The organism is Paraburkholderia sp., from assembly GCF_035656215.1.
Lineage (GTDB): Bacteria > Pseudomonadota > Gammaproteobacteria > Burkholderiales > Burkholderiaceae > Paraburkholderia.
Genome location: NZ_DASRSY010000005.1, coordinates 1 through 17,499 on the forward strand (window position 1 = coordinate 1; position 17,499 = coordinate 17,499).

Here is a 17,499-nt window from a genome sequence, read left to right on the forward strand (position 1 = left end):
TCTTGCCGCCGACATTCGTCAGCGACCCCGTCCCGCTGCCCGAGTCGATCGTCAGCGTGCCGGTGCCTGCATGGGTGATCGTGCCGCCGTTGTTGTTCAGCGTCGACGGCGCAAGCGTCAGGTCCGTGCTGTTGGTCTGGACCACACCGCCGCCCGAATTGTCGAGCGTGCCGCTGACATTCACGTCCATTGCCCCCGAGCCGAGCTGGGTGAGCGCGCCGTTGTGGTTCGTCAGGTTCGTGGCGCTTACATTGATCTGGTTCGCGGTAATCTTCCCGCCGCTGTTGTCGAACTGCGGCGCCGTTACCGACACAGTACTGGCGCTGATCGTCCCGTTCGCGTTCCTGAGTGACGCTGCATTCGCTTTGAGCGTCGCGGCGCTCATCGATCCCCCGCTGTTGTCGAGGGTTCCCGATGTCGTCACCTGCAAGTTCTGCGCGGCCGTGACCGTGCCACTGTTGGTGAGCGTTGCCGCGTTGATCGTCGCGTTGCCGTTGCCGCCAATTACACCGCCCGTCGCACCCTGCGCCGTCGTGCCCGCCGCGTTCGTGATCTGGCCGGTCGCCGTAAGCGTGAGGCCATCGCCGTTGCCCGACACGATGCGCCCGGCCGTGTTCTGCACGTTCGCGCCCGACACGTTCACCGCGCCAGCCGCTTCGAGCCGGCCCGCCGTATTGTCGATATTGCCGCTCGACGCCGCATTGAGCGCCTGCGCCGACGTGATCGAGCCGGACCCGTTCTGCAGGCTGGTAGCGGCAATCGTCGCTACGCCGTTCGTGCCAATACTGCCGTGACCGTTGTCGAGCGCACCTGTCTGGACATTCAGCGCCCCCGTGCCCGCCTGACTGATTGTCCCGTTCGCGTTGGTCAGGCTGCCCGAGCGGATCGTGGTGTTCTGCGCGTTCGTTGTGACCGTGCCGCCGGTATTGTCGAACGCGCCCGATGCGGCCAGCGTCGTGTCGCCCGCGCCCGTTTGCGACAGCGTACCGCCGCGATTTGAAATGCCGCCTGCTGTCACGCTCAACTGCGCGGCACTCACCTGCCCCTGATCGTTCGTGACGGCCCCCGCGGCATTGGCAGTCAGGATGCCGCCCGTCTGCAGCGACGCACCTGTATGAACGATGTTGCCTGTGTCGCCGCCAGCACCAGTCGCTGTCAGGGACGCATTGCCCTTCGCCAGCGTTTGTCCGCCGGCCATGTTCAAACTGCTACCCGACAGCGCGAGATTGCCGCCCGTCATCTGCTGCCCGGCGGCAGTCACGGCACCCGAGCCCGTCACCGCGAGGTTGCCTGTTCCGGTGACGTTGCCGTTCGTGTCGACTCCCGCGCCGAGTGAGCCAGTCGAATTAATGCTCGCGCCCGTGACGGTTGTGTTACCGAGCGCAGCGATTGTGCCGCTGCTGGTCACCTGCCCCTGGCTATTCAACGTGGTGTTTTGCGTCGCATAGACGGAACCGCTGTTCGCCACGCCGCCCGCTGCGGCGATCACGACATTGCCGTTCGCACTCGTCGAGCCTGACAAGGTTATCTTGCCCTGGCTGCTGATCTGCACATCACCGACTTGCGACGCGATCGTTCCGGCGCTGTTGACGCCGACGCCAGTCTCCGTGCCGACCAGCATGATCTTGCCCGCGTACATGCCGCCGAGCTGCGCGACATCGATCGCCACGCCCGGGCTGCTGCCGTCCGGGCCGAGAGATTGCACATTCAGATCGCTATAGCGCACGTCGTTGTTGCCCGCCACGACATTGAGCGACTGGCCCGCCCATACCTTGCCGTTGATCGCCACGCTGCGCGCGATCAGGTCGACCTGATCGACATTGCTGCCGTTGAACCCCGCCGTGCCGATCTGGATCTGACCGCCCGTCACGTGAAACGCATCCAGACTGCCCGTACCGCCGAAGACCGGCGTGCCTGTCGTCAGGACGCCGCGGCTGGTGTTGATAAAGCCGCAACCATTACAGTAGATTCCAGCCGGGTTGGCGATGACCACCTCGGCTCTCTGCCCCGCCACCTCGGTGTAGCCAAGCAACTGGCTCGCATTGCCACCCACGACCTGGTTCACGATGACGCGCGCGCTGCCGGCGCCGAGATTCGCGTTACCCGTCACGTACCCGCCAAGCTGGGTCTGTACGCTCGATGCCGAATTGTTCAGGATCAGACCTGACTGGCCGACGTTGTAAGTCGTATAGGCGTTGTTCGACACGCCGGCTGCGTTCGGCGTGGCAATCTGAACGATCGGCAACCCATTTGCCGTCACCCCAACGGCCGGCCTGCTGCCCGACGCGGGTGCCGCGACTACCTGCGCATCGGCCCACAGCGGCTGCATGCCGAGCGCGCACAATGCCGCGAACGCGACGTGCCGCATCGACAGCATGTCGACGAAACCCACACGTGCGTGCATCGAAGGCGCGCGACGATGCGTACTACAAGGCGTGCCGACCGAGCGTCCTTTTCCGGTACCCGTTGCTGTTTCCTGCACAGCCGTCCAGAGGCCACGCGCGGCGTTGAAAATGACGCGATAGATATTCTTGTTCATAGCAGGAAACTCACGCTGAAGCCCGCCACCGGCCAGTGGTTCGGGAAACGGGCCGGCTGGTACAACGGACCGCCGATGAAAAGGTCGTAGCTGACGTGCCTGAATGCACTGCCGCGCAGGCCGACCACGGCCCCCGCCAGACGGCGGCCAAGCAGGTTGTTCGCTTCGGGACCAAAGACCTCGCCGCCGTCGATGCCGAAGTACAGCGCCTGGCCAAACCGCTGCAAGGGAATCTCCAGGTCATTGCGCATGAACACGCCCTTCTCGGCGGCGAGCATCGTGTTGCCATCGAAACCGCGCACGGTATAGCGGCTGCCGATCGAAAAGTATTCGGTGGGATAAAGCATGTTGGGCGTGTTCTGCGCACGCACCGTTGTCGAGTAGCGCAGCGGGAAACCCGCGATGGTGAACGGCACGCTCAACGTCGCGTCGACCGTCTCCATGTGGTAGTAGTACGTGGGGATACCTGCGCCCGCGCCCGGCAGATCCGACTGCGCGCCAAACCACGGCACGCCCCACCGATAGGCGAGTGTGCTGTCGAGTTGCGCGGCGCCGAAGTAATGTTTGTGTTCCCAGCCGACTTCCGCGTAGCTGTTGTCGCGGTGCTGAACGCCGATTTCCGTACGGTCGATGAACGCTTCGCTGAAGCGCTTGCCGACACGGAACTCGACCGTGTTCTTCTGCACCTGATTGCGGTAGAACTGGTACTCCGCCTTGACGTCGAAGGTGCTGGACTTGCCGCTCGATACGAGCGTCGAGAACGCGCCCGCGATCTGCTGGTGGTAGTCGTACTGGCTGGCCGTGGAGGTGAACGTCCAGTTACCCCAGGGAATCAAGTAGTACGCGCTGCTGCCGTGCGTGCCATATTGGCTCGTATGGCCGCTGATGTCGTGGTTGTAGCCGATGTTGAGGAGGTCGGACAGCCCGAGCGGATTGTCGAGCGTCAGGCTCACGTTGCCTTGAAACTGGCCGGTCGACTTGAGGCCGCTGTCGTCTGCCCCCACGGCCAGCGACCACGGCTTCGTGCGCTTGACCGCGATCACGACGTCGCTTTCGCCGGTCGACGGTCCCGGCACGATCTGCATGTCAACGTCCTGATTCGGCACGCGCTTCATCTGCTCGAGGCCCTGCTCGAGGTTGCGCAGATTCAGCAGATCGCCCGCCTTCGTCGGAAACGCGTTGCGCCACGTGCCGTACGTCGACGGATCGGCGAAGCGAATTGCGCTGATGATGCCAGGGATCAGTTGAAGCTTCAGCTTGCCCGTCGACAGATCCTGCGGTGTGATGACAACGCGTGTCGTCGAGTATCCCTTCTCGATGACGAGCGCCATTACGCGGTGCACGATCAGGTTGAGCCCTTCCCTGCCGACACACTGCCCTCGATAGCGCTGCAGATAGTCGTTGACGAACATCAGTTCGCCCGGAAAAAGGGGATTGGGCAACAACGCGCGTGCCCCCGCCGACTCCACGGAATCGCTCAAACCGGGCGGCACTTCCAGCGTCAGTTCGTCGACCTTGAAGCACGGTGTTTCGACGGGAACCTTGCCGTCATCTTCGACCGGACGCTCGACGGGTTGAAGAGCAACGTTTGGCGCGTTGATCGCACGCCCGCGCTCGATCGCCTGCTCCTGTGCGCGGCGACGCTGCTCCTGTTCGCCGAGCGGATCGGCCGCTTGCGCGTGTGCGACGTATACGTGCGAGGCTGCCAGCAACGTGGCACATACCGACACGAGCCGATCCAGCGTTCGCCGACGCGCGTAAGCTGTGCCCACGAATTTGCGCGTCGCTTTCGGTGACCGTGCAATCCGGCCGGATTTGTTCTTCTTCATTACGTCGATCTTGTTATGGCGTCGGAATCGACGCAGGTCAGCGCCATGCGACCGGTATTGACGAATGAACTACCGTTCGCCGCGATGCCGTTCGGATTGGCCAATATCACGTTTGCGTGCAAGCCGGTTACGTCAATAGGTCCACTGATAACGCTGGGATTGGTGCTGACTGCCTGATTGACAGTTGTCCGGCCATTAACGCCGACGTTATTGAGTGAAGCGCGCGCCGCGTCGACGTTGAAACTGCTATAGGAATTATTCAAAACTCCTGCGACAGTCGGCGCGATATTGACGCTTTGATGGCCATTCGCAGCGGTTGAAATCGTGGTCGCCGTTTCACCCTCGATCGATATGCCGATTGCATATGTACTGCACGACACAGCAGCCAACGCGGCAACGATCAGCCTGATCTGAAATTGATGCAGACGCGGGCTCCGGTGGCCTTCGCTGCTTCCCCGTGCGCTGCTGGACATTCCTGTTTTCACGCAACTGTTCGTTGCGGGTTCTCTTGGTGGATTCGCTCAATGCGCGCCACTTTGCAGTCGCAGCATTCGTACGACAAATAACGACCGCATCCAAGAGTTCTTTAGGAATATTTGGCAATATTTTTATTACGCATTGCTTTCATAGCGGACCACCAGCAGCTCCATCTGCGAGACATACTGCTGCGTCAACACCGGCGAGCACCCTATTCGACCGAACATGTCATCTCAATCATCCGGGATGACTGCGCCAGATGCGGCACGCCTCCAAGAACTCGATGACGAGAGCCGACGGAAGGAATTGCTTCACGCAGAGCAACTTGCCGCGGCTAAGCGGCTAAGGCGGGAGCAGCAACTGCTGCCAATAATCACCTGGACGAATAATTGAAAGGGTCACCGCGCCCGAGTCGGGCCAGACCATCGATACGTTTTGCATAGAATAGAACAGGTGCTGATGGAGCAGGACGCGGATCGCCGGCCCGACTATGTACGGACGACAAAGGAGTACGTGGAGTACGGGCTGGGTTCCACGGCCAAGTTCAACGAGTTCACTAGTACAACCACGGCGAACCGCCATGTCACCCGGCTGTACTTCCGGTCGATTGCGACGGAGAAGGTCTACACCAAGCGCAAGTCTGTGATCGTGCAGTTCCGCAATGACAAGGGCACGCTATTGGCTCAGGTCGTCACGGATGACCTAGAGAAGGGTCAGCGATTGGTCGATGCGGTCGAGACGATGAAGGCAGGGAACTAAGTCGTGTTGCGCGAAAACAAGGAAGGGAGGGGACGTGGGCGAGAGGGTGTGGCGAGACAGTGAACTGTCTCCTGGATGTCTCGGGAGGGTGATTTTGTACTGGCTGGGTAACGCTAAGCACTTGGTTCTATTGGTGCGCCCGGCTGGGATCGAACCAGCAACCCCTGCCTTCGGAGGGCAGTACTCTATCCATTGAGCTACGGGCGCTTCAACACGAAAGCGCGGCAACCTGAACAGGAGCGACGCCAAAGCGAGAGCGAAAGGATACCCGGTTTCGGCCAAACCGTCCACCGGACGGCCTGCATGGCGGGATTTGGTGCTCCCCAGACGGCGTCGGCCGCACCCCGCGATGCGGGTAAACGCCTGCTGAACACCTCGCCGCCGCCCCTCGCCGCCATCGAAACCTTGCGTCTATAATCGTCCGTGCCTGAATTAAGAAAAAGAAGTTGCCGTCACGCTGTACCGCTCACATACCCACGGAGACGAGACAAGCATGAGCGAAGCACCACACGAAGCCCCAATCAAAACCCCCGGGCAGCTCATCGCCGCGATCATTGCCAGTTTTGCGGTACCGATCGTCATCATCGTTCTGCTCGTGATCTACGTCGACAATTCGACACGCACCGGCGCCGGCACAGACAGTCTTTCCGACGCCGAGGTCAACGCGCGCATCAAGCCGTTCGCTCAAGTCGACATTCGCGACGCCAATGCGCCGCGCGTCTACAAGACCGGCGAAGAGGTCTACAAGGCCGTTTGCTCGGCGTGTCACGCGTCGGGTGCGGCAGGCGCGCCGAAATTCACCAATACCGCCGACTGGGCGCCGCGCATTTCGCAGGGCTTCGACACGCTGTGGCACACGGCCCTTGCCGGCAAGGGCGCGATGCCCCCGCGCGGCGGCACCAGCCCTGACGACTACAGCGATTTCGAAATCGCCCGTGCGGTGGTTTACATGGCGAACAATTCCGGCGGGAGCTTCCCTGAACCGGCGCAACCGGCAGCGAGTGCGGCAGCCGCCGCCTCGGGCGCTGCCGCTGCGGCACCGGCGGGTGCTTCGGACGCAGGCGCCGCACAGGCTGCCGCTGCGATGGCGGCCATGGCAAGCGTGCCGCAAGCGGCCGCACCGGCAGCAGGCGGGGCGCAAAGCGCAGATGCTTCGCAAGCCGGCAAGGCGCTGTATCAGCAGGTTTGCCAGGCGTGTCACGCGGCCGGTGTGCTGAACGCGCCGAAGTTCGGCGACAAGGAAGCCTGGGCACCGCGCCTGAAAGACCCGATCGACACGGTCTACAACTACGCACTGCATGGCAAGGGCGCGATGCCGCCCAAAGGCGGTTCCACGGCCTCCGACGCAGATGTGAAGGCCGCTGTCGATTACATGGTGAGCGCGGCGAAATAAGTCGCTTCCGGGATCGCCTCCAGCGGTTGCCACAAAACGCAAAAATCCCTGCACGGTGACGATACGGGCAGGGATTTTTTCATGTGGGATGCGCCTTATGCGCCACCAGGTTAGGTGTCTGCCGATGCACCTGCCGCGCACGGGGGTTTAGCGGACAGGCGAGGCAATGCAAACGAACGTGGAATTGCCCGCGCACCGGATCTCCCAGCAAGCCGGTCTTTGCGATCAAGCGAACGGAACGCGCCTGCGTTCGCGTTCGCTCCTACGCTACAGGCTTCTGCAGCAGCGCCTTCAAACTCGCGAGCCGGTCTTTCGGTGACATCGGCGCTTCTTCGGGTGTCGGCGGCGGAGCGTCGTCGAGCAGCATCTCGGGGATGAAGCGCGACGGCTCGCACACCACCGTTTCGCGCGCCCGCTTGCGCTTCTTGCACCAGTTCAGATGCAGGCTTCGCTGCGCGCGCGTGATCGCGACGTACATCAGACGGCGTTCTTCCTCGATGCGCTCGTCGTCGATCGGCTCGTCGTCGGGGCCGCCACGGTGCGGCATGATGCCTTCCTCGACGCCCACCAGAAACACGTGCGGGTACTCCAGCCCCTTAGACGCGTGCACGGTCGAGAGCCGTACCGCGTCAGGATCTTCTTCGCGGCCTTCGAGCATCGACATCAGCGCCACAGTCTGGATCAGGCCGAGCAGATTCTTGCCGGTGTCGCCGAGGCCGTCGGCGGTGTCGTAGCCGGTTGCCTCGCTGTTCTCAGAGCCCGCGGGTTCAGCCTTGGTGCCCTTGCGCTTCAACCACTCCATGAACTCGAGCACGTTCTGCCACTTGGACTGCGCCTGACGTTCGTCGAAGGCGTCGTACAGGTAGGCTTCGTAGTGGATCGCGTCCATCAACTCGTCGAGCAGCGGGCCGGCGGCGTCTTTCTCGGCGCGGTCGGTGAGACGCTGCATGAAGTCGCAAAACACGCGCATCGGTTCAATCTGCCGCGGCGACAGGCGCGCCTCGATGCCGCCCATATACACCGCTTCGAATAGCGACACCTTTGCCTGGCCCGCGAACGAGCCGAGTGCTTCGAGCGTCGTGTTGCCGACGCCGCGGCGCGGCGTGGTGATCGCGCGGATGAACGCGGGGTCGTCATTCGCGTTGGCGATCAGGCGCAGGTACGCGCAGATATCCTTGATCTCGGCTTTGTCGAAGAACGACTGGCCGCCCGACAGCACATACGGGATCCGTTCACGACGCAGCACCTGTTCGAAAATGCGCGCCTGAAAGTTGCCGCGATACAGGATCGCGTAGTCGCGGAAATTCGCGCGCCGTTCGAACTTGTGCGCGGACAGGCGGAACACGACGGATTCGGCTTCGTGCTCTTCGTCGTTGCAAGGCGTGACGGTAATCGTGTCGCCCATGCCGTGTTCGGACCACAGCTTCTTTTCGAACAATTTCGGGTTGTTCGCGATCACGTTGTTCGCGGCAGTGAGAATGCGCACCGTCGAGCGGTAGTTCTGCTCGAGCTTCACCAGATGAAGCTTGGGGAAGTCCTTGCCGAGCTGCGCGAGGTTTTCCAGCGTCGCGCCGCGCCAGCCGTAAATCGCCTGGTCGTCGTCACCCACCGCGGTGAACGCCGCGCGCGGCCCGGCGAGTTGCTTGAGCAGCTCGTACTGGCATGCGTTGGTGTCCTGATACTCATCGATCAGCAGATAGCGTAGCTTGTTCTGCCAACGGTCGCGCACCGGCTCGTTCTTCGCGAAGAGTTCGGCGGGCAGGCGGATCAGGTCGTCGAAATCGACAGCCTGATAGGCGTGCAGCGTCGCTACGTAGTTGCGATAGACGATCGCGGCCTGATGTTCATCTTCGTTCGCGGCGATCGCGATCGCCTCTTCCGGCATGATCATGCCGTTCTTCCACAGCGAGATGATCGACTGGATCTTACGGATGAAGCCCTTGTCCGTCGAGCCGACCTGCTCCTGGATCATGCCGAAGCAGTCGTCCGAATCCATGATCGAAAACTGCGGCTTCAGCCCGACGTGTTCCGCTTCCTGCCGAAGAATCTGCACGCCGAGCGAGTGGAAGGTGCAGACCGTCAACTGGTTGACGGGCACTTTGCGACCTTCCTTGCCGGGCGTGGTGAGCGTCTTACCTTCGAGCAGCTTGCCGACGCGCTCGCGCATTTCCAGCGCGGCCTTGTTCGTGAACGTGACGGCGGCGATGTGGCGCGGCTCGAAGCCTTTGGCCTCGATCAGGTGCGCGATTTTCTGCGTGATCACGCGCGTCTTGCCGCTGCCTGCGCCGGCGAGCACGAGACACGGACCGTCAAGATAACGGACCGCTTCATTTTGAGCGGGGTTCAGGCCTGCGGACATCGTCTGTGGATGGGTAATGCGGTTGAGGGCGCTTAGGTGCGGAATCGCGAGACCGAAGGCCCGGGGGCATGCTGCGAGGGGCCGGCGGCTGGAACAGGCGACCCGCGTGGCAGCGAGGGGGTTCCGGCTCGCTACGCTCCGCGCGAGAGGAGCGATGTTAACACGGATGACTGAAGCGGATGCCGTGACAGACGAGCTGACGGAAGGGCACGAAGGGTGTCCGCGATTGCTGCTCGCCCGACGACAAAAAACTCATGCTCGAACTAGCTACCGCGACTGCTGCCACAACTGACGGCCGAGCGCCGCCTAGACAGACGCCGCTGACAACCGCCCTCGACGCCGCTGACAGTCCGCCTTCGGGACATGCCACAATTACAGTGTTGCGCGCCGTCGCCGCGGTGGCAAAGCGGCGCCCCGTTTTTGCAGGAAGACACGCATGTCCGCATCGCTGAAGATTGGATTGATGGGTTACGGTTTTGCTGGCGCGACCTTTCATGCGCCGGTGATCGAGCACTGCGGGCGGGCGAGCATCGCGGCCATCGCGACGAGTCAGCCCGAACACGCGCTGGCCGATTACCCCCACGCGAAGGTTGTGGCCGATCTCGACGCCCTGCTGGCGCTCGAAGAAATCGACTGCGTCGTCATCGCAACGCCCAATGACACGCATTTCGACCTGGCGCGCCGCACGCTGGAAGCGGGCAAGCACGTGGTGGTCGACAAGCCGGTCACGCTCACCGCCGCCGACGCCCACACGCTCGCCAACATTGCACTCGCCCGCAGCAAACTGTTCGTGCCCTTTCACAACCGTCGCTGGGACGGTGATTTCCTGACCGTGCGGGACCTGCTCGCCGGCAGAGAGTTGGGACGCATCACACAATACGAATCGCATTTCGACCGGTTCCGGCCGGAGGTTCGGCAGCGTTGGCGCGAGGAGACATCGCGCGGCGGCGGCTTGCTATTCGATCTTGGACCGCACCTGATCGATCAGGCGTTGGCGTTGTTCGGCGCGCCGCAGACCGTGTCCGCGACGGTTCGAACGCATCGCGACCAGGCCAGCGCGCCAGACTACGTGCACATTCAGCTGGGGTACGGTGAGTTCGAAGTGGTGTTGCATGCAAGCGCGTTGACTGCACTGGTCGCGCCGAGGTTTGCGATCCACGGCACGCAGGGGAGCTATGTGAAATATGGGCTCGATACGCAGGAAGATCAGTTGAAAGCCGGCTTGCGGCCTGGCGATGACGGGTTCGGCGCCGGCAATACGGCGGGCGTACTGCGTGTGATCGAAGGCGATCAGGAAGTGGAGCGGGAAGTGCCTACGCGCAATGGGGAATACGTCGGCTTTTATGTTGCCTTGGCGGATGCCATTCAGAACGGCGTGAAATTTCCTGTCAGCGCTCAGGACGCGGTCGACGTGATGTCGATCATCGAACTTGCCGCAAGGAGTGCGGAAGAAGGCACCCGGCTGCCGTTTGAGCGTATTCGCTAACTTTTTGCCTATGGGGCGCATTCTGCCTATCTGGCGGTGGCATACAGACAATGCCGCCGCGCAGGACAAAAAGCCTGACAACCCCGAAAGGAACATAACGTTACAAATAACCCTGGGGTCGCGGTCAGCGCGATTCCCCGGCAATCCGTTGCTACCCCAGTAGCACCACAAAACGACAACGACTTCCGGAGAGTCCATGCCACGTATCGTCCGCGCAGTAGCAGCATGCGCATTGCTCAGCTCCCTCGCCGCCTGCGTGGTGGCCCCCCAGCAACCCGCGCCGGCGCCGCGCCCTAACCCGCAGCAGATCGCGGATCAGCGCATGAATCAGGTGAACGGCCGTATCGACAACCTGAGCCGCCGTATCGACGTTCGCGTCAACCAAGGCTACTACCCGCCCCCGCAAGGCGGCGCGTTGCATCACCGCCTCGACGTGATCCGTCAGGAAGCGCATGACATGGCGGCGCAACACGGCGGCGGCCTGTCCGGCGACGAACAGCGCGTGCTGAACCAGGAACTGGACAACGCGGCGCACGCCATCGGCGAATAAATCGCGCCGGTTCAGGCACTGAAGCAAAGAAGCGCGGGCATCACGTCCCGCGCTTTTTTTTGACATTCGCGAGCCCGCAGCGGCAACCCCCATGCCCCTTACGGGCCTTTATTTGACAAGCCCCCGACCCTCGCGTACATTCGCCGCACGCGTCGGGAGAGCGTGCTGGCCGCAGAAAATCGCAGGCCGCGCCGCCGAAGGGGCACACCCGCAAACTCTCAGGCAAAAGGACCGACCGCGTCGAAAAACCCGCGTCAAGGCAACATCAGGCATCGGTTTTTCGCACTCTGGAGAGCGGCAGTAGCCGTCTGCGTCGTTTAGTCGAGCAGATTCTGGCAAGCTGCCCACCGAAGGGGCGCGCGTTTCACCGTAGCGATCACGGCTTCACCATCGCACGGCAGCGCAATCTCTCAGGTATCGAGGACAGAGGGGTCATGCAACGCAATCGCTCGCAGGCGTCAGCCGCGAGGCGTAGCGCCGCATGGCCTTTTTTGTTTCGCGAGATGCCCGAGGCCCCATGACCGAACTCAAACACACCCCGCTCAACGCCACCCATCGTGCGTTCAACGCCCGCATGGTCGATTTCGGCGGCTGGGACATGCCCGTCAACTACGGCTCGCAGATCGACGAACACCGTGCCGTGCGCACCGACGCCGGCATGTTCGACGTCTCGCACATGTGCGTCGTCGATTTCACCGGCGAGCGCGTGCGCGCCTTCTTCGAATACGCGCTGGCGAATAACGTCGCCAAGCTGCAAACGCCGGGCCGTGCGCTCTACTCCTGTCTGTTGAACCCGAATGGCGGTGTGATCGACGATCTGATCGTCTATTACTTCGGCGAAGATCATTTCCGCGTGGTCGTCAACGCCGGCACCGCCGATAAAGACATCGCCTGGTTCGGCCAGCTCAACGCCGAAGGCAGCTTCGGCCTGACCATCACGCCGCGCCGCGATTACGCGATCGTTGCCGTGCAAGGTCCGAACGCCCGCGAAAAGGTCTGGCAAACCGTGCCGGCCGCGCGCGCCGCCACTGAAGCATTGAAGCCGTTCAACGCCGCGCGCGTCGAAGACACGCCGTTCGGCGAACTCACCGTTGCCCGCACCGGCTACACCGGTGAAGACGGCTTCGAAATCATCGTCCCGGCGGATCACGTCGAAGCGCTCTGGAACGCACTGCAAGCACAAGGCGTGCGCCCCGCCGGTCTCGGCGCGCGCGACACGCTGCGTCTCGAAGCCGGCATGAACCTGTATGGCCAGGATATGGACGACAACGTCTCGCCTTTGGACGCCGGCCTCGCCTGGACGGTCGATCTGACCTCGCCGCGCGAATTCGTCGGCAAGGACAAGCTCGAAGCCGACGGTTCGCAGGCCGCGTTCGTCGGTCTGATCCTGCTGAAGGAAAACGGCAAGGCGGCAGGCGTGCTGCGTGCTCACCAGAAAGTCGTCACGCCGCAGGGCGTTGGCGAAATCACCAGCGGCACTTTTTCACCCACGATGCAGGAATCGATCGCCTTTGCGCGCGTGCCGAAAGGCGTGCAGCCGGGCGACACCGTTCACGTCCAGATTCGTGACAAAAACGTACCCGCAAGCGTGGTAAAACTGCCGTTCGTGCGCAACGGCAAGGTGCTCGCAGTTTAAGCAGCCGGCGCGTGCGCATCAATCTTTAACCCAATACCGAATCACACCGCATAGGAGCATCCGATGAGCATCCCGGCCGATCTGAAATACACCGAATCGCACGAGTGGGTCCGCACCGAAGCGGACGGCACGCTGACGGTCGGCATCACCGACCATGCGCAAGAAGCGCTCGGCGACATCGTCTTCTTCGAAGTCCAGGAACTGGGCAAGACCGTCAACGCCGGCGACACCGTCGCGGTGATCGAATCGGTGAAGGCCGCTTCCGACATCTACGCGCCGGTTTCGGGCGAAATCATCGAAGCGAACCCGGTCGTCACCGATACGCCGGATGGCGTCAACAGCGCGCCGTACGACAACTGGCTCTTCAAGATCAAGCCGGCCGCGGACGCCTCGCTGGACCGCCTGATCGACGCAGACGCGTACTCGAAAGCGATCGGCGCCTGATTCACCGCACGTTGCACCATTACGTTTAAACCCGACAGGCGCGGCGCGTCCGATTCAATCGTCGAACGGACGCCCGCACCGGCAGGAACACCTCATGAAGCTCGAACACCCGGATCGTCTGATGAACCGCACTCCTCTCTCGCTCGCCGCGCTCGAAGTGCATGATGCCTTCGCTGAACGGCACATCGGCCCGGATTCGGCCGACCAGCATGCGATGCTCGAAGCTCTCGGCTTCGCGTCGCGCGCCGCGCTGATCGACGCCGTCATTCCGAAGACGATCCGCCGCACCGAAACGCTGCCGCTCGGCCCCTTCGCCCAGCCGAAGAGCGAAGCGGAAGCGCTCGCCGCGCTGCGTGAGCTGGCGGACAAGAACCAGGTGTTCCGCTCGTACATCGGGCAGGGCTATTACAACGCGCACACCCCAACGGTGATCCTGCGTAACGTGCTGGAAAATCCGGCGTGGTACACCGCGTACACGCCGTATCAGCCGGAAATCTCGCAAGGCCGTCTGGAGGCGCTGCTTAACTTCCAGCAGATGATCGTCGACCTCACCGGTCTCGCGATCTCGAACGCGTCGCTGCTCGACGAAGCCACCGCCGCCGCCGAAGCAATGACGCTGCTGCAACGCGTCGGCAAGCCGAAGTCGACCGTGTTCTACGTTGCCGACGACGTGCTGCCGCAAACCATCGAAGTGGTGAAGACACGCGCCACGCCGGTCGGCATCGAAGTGAAAGTGGGCCCGGCTGCGGACGCCGCGAACGCGAATGCGTTCGGCGTGCTGCTGCAATACCCGGGCGTGAACGGCGACGTGCGCGACTATCGCGCGCTCGCTGATGCGATCCACGCAGCGGGCGGCCACGTGGTGGTCGCCGCCGACCTGCTCGCGCTGACCGTGCTCACGCCGCCGGGCGAATGGGGCGCGGACGTGGCCGTCGGCAACACGCAGCGCTTTGGCGTGCCGGTTGGTTTCGGCGGCCCGCACGCGGCTTACCTCGCCGTGCGCGACGAATTCAAGCGCCAGATGCCGGGCCGTCTCGTTGGCGTGACCGTCGACGGGCAAGGCAATCCGGCGCTGCGTCTCGCGCTGCAAACGCGTGAGCAACATATCCGCCGTGAGAAGGCGACCTCGAACGTGTGTACCGCGCAAGCGCTGCTCGCGATCATGGCCAGCATGTACGCCGTCTATCACGGCCCGCACGGCCTGAAGACGATTGCGTTGCGCGTGAACCGCATTGCTGCATTGCTCGCGGAAGGCGCGAAGCAACTCGGCTATACGCTCGTCAACGAAACGTTCTTCGATACGCTGACGTTCGAGGCCGGCGCGCGCACTCAAGCGCTGCATGACGCCGCGAAAGCGAAGCGCATCAACCTGCGCCGCGTCAGCGACACGCAAGTCGGCCTGTCGATCGACGAAACCACGACGCGCCATGACCTCGCCGATCTGCTCGCCGTGTTCGCAGAAGCAGCTGGCGCGAAGGGCGTGCCGCAAGTCGACGCACTCGACGCAGCCATTGCCGCTTCGAACACCGCATCAGTGCCCGCTGCGCTTGAACGCACCAGCGCGTACCTCACGCACCACGTGTTCAACCGTCATCATTCGGAAACGGAAATGCTGCGCTACCTGCGCAGTTTGTCCGACAAGGATCTCGCGCTCGACCGCTCGATGATCCCGCTCGGCTCCTGCACGATGAAGCTGAACGCGACCTCGGAAATGCTGCCGGTGACGTGGCCCGAATTCGGCCAGATTCATCCGTTCGCACCGGCTGAGCAAACCGTCGGCTACCGCGAAATGATCGATCAGCTCGAAGAGATGCTGGTCACGGCAACCGGCTATGCAGCGGTGTCGCTGCAACCGAACGCCGGCTCGCAAGGCGAGTACGCCGGCCTGTTGATCATCCACGCTTACCACGCGTCGCGCGGCGAAGCGCACCGCAATGTCTGCCTGATTCCTGCTTCGGCGCACGGCACGAACCCGGCATCGGCGCAAATGGCCGGCATGCAAGTGGTCGTCGTGGCTTGCGACGCGCAAGGCAACGTCGATATCGAGGACCTGAAGAAGAAAGCCGATCAGCATGCCGACAAGCTCGCGGCAATCATGATCACGTATCCGTCCACGCACGGCGTGTTCGAGGCGAATGTCCGCGAAATCTGCGAGATCGTGCATGCGCACGGTGGCCAGGTCTATGTGGACGGCGCGAACATGAACGCAATGGTGGGCCTGTGCGCGCCGGGTCAGTTCGGCGGCGATGTCTCGCACTTGAACCTGCATAAGACGTTCTGCATTCCGCACGGCGGCGGCGGACCGGGCGTCGGTCCGGTCGCGGTCGGCGCGCATCTCGCGCAATTCCTGCCGAACCAGATTTCGTCGGGCTATGAGCGCGCGCCGAACGGTATCGGCGCCGTGTCGGGCGCACCGTACGGTTCCGCCTCGATCCTGCCGATTTCGTGGATGTACATCGCGATGATGGGCGCGAAGAACCTCACGGCTGCCACCGAAACCGCGATCCTCAACGCGAACTACGTCGCGAATAAACTGGCGCCGCACTACCCGGTGCTGTACTCGGGCCCGGGCGGACTGGTCGCGCACGAATGCATTCTCGATCTGCGCCCGATCAAGGACACCAGCGGCATCACCGTCGACGACGTCGCCAAGCGCCTCGCCGACTACGGCTTCCACGCACCGACCATGAGCTTCCCGGTGCCGGGCACGCTAATGGTCGAACCGACCGAATCGGAATCGAAGGAAGAACTCGACCGCTTCATCGAAGCGATGATCGCGATCTGCGAGGAAATTCGCGCTGTGGAAGACGGCCGCTCGGACCGTGAAGACAATCCGCTGAAGCACGCACCGCATACGGCAGCGGTGGTCATCGCGAACGACTGGAAGCATGCGTATGCGCGCGAAACCGCCGCGTATCCGCTGCCCACGCTGATCGCGAAGAAGTACTGGCCGCCGGTCGGCCGTGCGGACAACGTATACGGCGACCGCAATCTGTTCTGCTCCTGCGTGCCGATTGCCGATTACGAGTAAGCGTGGCCTGATCGCGCATCGCCTGAAGGTTGTAAGCAGGCGTTGCGCGGTTCTGTCGCTTGGGTCCGCAAACGGCTAACATCACACACCGAATCAGCCTAACGAGGAGTTTCGCATGGCGCGAAAGGTGCGATTGATGCAAAGCCGGACCGGAGCAAGGCGAGCCCAGACGTGGCAGCAGACTTGCACACTGTTGTTAGCAGGCGCAGCAGTGCTGCTGCCGCTGCGGCAGGCGCAAGCCGCAATGAATTTTTGTGCAGCGCCCGCGCTGCAAACCAGCGAGCGCACGAATGCCGATCCAGGGGTCAAAGCATTGGTGAGCAATGTGCAGGCACATCTGAACGATCCGCCGCATGCGCTGGCGAAACTGCATACCGCAGGCACGCTGCCGCACGAAGGCATCTACGATCAAAGTGTGGAGGCGGAGAAGGATCTCGATCTGCTGCGTGACGCCGCGCTCGCATGGCGCGCGACCAGCGACGACCGTTATCTGAAGCTGGTCGACCGCTTGCTGTATGCGTGGGTCACGACTTATCAACCCAGTTTCAATCCGATCGACGAAACCCATTTCGAAGGCCTGATCCTCGCCTACGACATGACCGCGAGCGCGCTGCCGGTGAAAACGCGCAATGCATCGATGGCGTTCCTGACAAAGCTCGCGAACGGCTACATCGGGCAGATCGACGCACAGCCGCGGCCGCTCAAGGGCACGTTCAAGAACAACTGGCAAAGCCACCGGATCAAACTGATCTCGATGGCCGCGTTCACGCTGGATAACCGCAAGATGATCAACGCGGCGCAGCGCCTGTTCGTCGAGCATATCGGCGACAACATCGCGCCGGACGGCTCGACGTTCGACTTCGGCGAACGCGACGCGCTGCACTACGTCACCTACGACCTGCAGCCGCTCGTGATCGCCGCGCTCGCCGCGCGCCGCCACAACCGCAACTGGTTGCCGGAGAAGGGCGCGAACGGTGCGTCGCTGGCCGCCGCATT

The 17,499-nt window shown here is 62.7% G+C and carries 12 protein-coding genes, 1 tRNA gene and 2 riboswitches; of the genes, 8 read left to right on the forward strand and 5 right to left on the reverse strand.

Annotated elements, in window-relative coordinates; all coding sequences use genetic code 11:
• From VFE81_RS00150 to VFE81_RS00160, 3 genes are all read right to left on the reverse strand, one after another.
• Positions 1 to 2,539, reverse strand: a 2,539-nt coding sequence (locus VFE81_RS00150; RefSeq protein WP_325042651.1) for a filamentous hemagglutinin N-terminal domain-containing protein, incomplete at its 3' end; no start/stop codon positions are given.
• On the reverse strand, positions 2,536 to 4,269 hold the full coding sequence (locus tag VFE81_RS00155) for a ShlB/FhaC/HecB family hemolysin secretion/activation protein (protein WP_325042652.1): 1,734 nt from the start codon (positions 4,267 to 4,269) through the stop codon (positions 2,536 to 2,538). The genes VFE81_RS00155 and VFE81_RS00150, both read right to left, overlap by 4 nt.
• Before the next feature lie 98 nt (positions 4,270 to 4,367).
• Complete coding sequence (locus tag VFE81_RS00160; RefSeq protein ID WP_325042653.1) at positions 4,368 to 4,841, reverse strand: filamentous hemagglutinin N-terminal domain-containing protein; 474 nt, start codon at positions 4,839 to 4,841, stop codon at positions 4,368 to 4,370.
• A 457-nt stretch (positions 4,842 to 5,298) separates the two neighbouring features.
• On the opposite strand from VFE81_RS00160, the gene VFE81_RS00165 reads away from it, so the two are divergent.
• Complete coding sequence (locus VFE81_RS00165) at positions 5,299 to 5,604, forward strand: hypothetical protein (protein ID WP_325042654.1); 306 nt, start codon at positions 5,299 to 5,301, stop codon at positions 5,602 to 5,604.
• A 131-nt stretch (positions 5,605 to 5,735) separates the two neighbouring features.
• Here the strand turns inward: VFE81_RS00165 and VFE81_RS00170 are convergent.
• Positions 5,736 to 5,811: transfer RNA gene (locus VFE81_RS00170), tRNA-Arg, on the reverse strand.
• A 286-nt stretch (positions 5,812 to 6,097) separates the two neighbouring features.
• Between VFE81_RS00170 and VFE81_RS00175 the strand changes: the two genes are divergently transcribed.
• Positions 6,098 to 6,997 carry a c-type cytochrome gene (locus VFE81_RS00175; RefSeq protein WP_325042655.1) on the forward strand — a complete coding sequence of 300 codons (900 nt, stop codon included), beginning with the start codon at positions 6,098 to 6,100 and terminating at the stop codon, positions 6,995 to 6,997.
• Positions 6,998 to 7,259: 262 nt separating this feature from the next.
• Here VFE81_RS00175 and VFE81_RS00180 read toward each other — a convergent pair whose 3' ends face one another.
• Positions 7,260 to 9,356: a UvrD-helicase domain-containing protein gene (locus VFE81_RS00180; RefSeq protein WP_325042656.1), complete on the reverse strand. Its 2,097-nt coding sequence runs from the start codon at positions 9,354 to 9,356 to the stop codon at positions 7,260 to 7,262.
• Between the two features lie 436 nt (positions 9,357 to 9,792).
• Here VFE81_RS00180 and VFE81_RS00185 point away from each other — a divergent pair, with 436 nt between their 5' ends.
• The 6 genes from VFE81_RS00185 to VFE81_RS00210 all read left to right on the forward strand — a co-directional run.
• Entirely contained in the window at positions 9,793 to 10,842 is a 1,050-nt protein-coding gene (locus VFE81_RS00185) for an oxidoreductase (protein WP_325042657.1), read from the forward strand.
• Between the two features lie 196 nt (positions 10,843 to 11,038).
• Positions 11,039 to 11,392 (forward strand): hypothetical protein, encoded by a 354-nt coding sequence (locus tag VFE81_RS00190; RefSeq protein ID WP_325042658.1) that lies wholly within the window; start codon positions 11,039 to 11,041, stop codon positions 11,390 to 11,392.
• Positions 11,393 to 11,535: 143 nt separating this feature from the next.
• Positions 11,536 to 11,636: riboswitch (glycine riboswitch) on the forward strand.
• Positions 11,637 to 11,669: 33 nt separating this feature from the next.
• Positions 11,670 to 11,829: riboswitch (glycine riboswitch) on the forward strand.
• Between the two features lie 80 nt (positions 11,830 to 11,909).
• On the forward strand, positions 11,910 to 13,028 hold the full coding sequence (gene gcvT, locus VFE81_RS00195; RefSeq protein ID WP_325042659.1) for a glycine cleavage system aminomethyltransferase GcvT: 1,119 nt from the start codon (positions 11,910 to 11,912) through the stop codon (positions 13,026 to 13,028).
• Positions 13,029 to 13,091: 63 nt separating this feature from the next.
• Positions 13,092 to 13,472 carry a glycine cleavage system protein GcvH gene (gene gcvH, locus VFE81_RS00200; RefSeq protein ID WP_325042660.1) on the forward strand — a complete coding sequence of 127 codons (381 nt, stop codon included), beginning with the start codon at positions 13,092 to 13,094 and terminating at the stop codon, positions 13,470 to 13,472.
• A gap of 94 nt (positions 13,473 to 13,566) precedes the next feature.
• Positions 13,567 to 16,503: an aminomethyl-transferring glycine dehydrogenase gene (gene gcvP, locus VFE81_RS00205; RefSeq protein WP_325042661.1), complete on the forward strand. Its 2,937-nt coding sequence runs from the start codon at positions 13,567 to 13,569 to the stop codon at positions 16,501 to 16,503.
• Positions 16,504 to 16,618: 115 nt separating this feature from the next.
• On the forward strand, positions 16,619 to 17,499 hold an 881-nt coding region (locus VFE81_RS00210), incomplete at its 3' end, for an alginate lyase family protein (protein WP_325042662.1).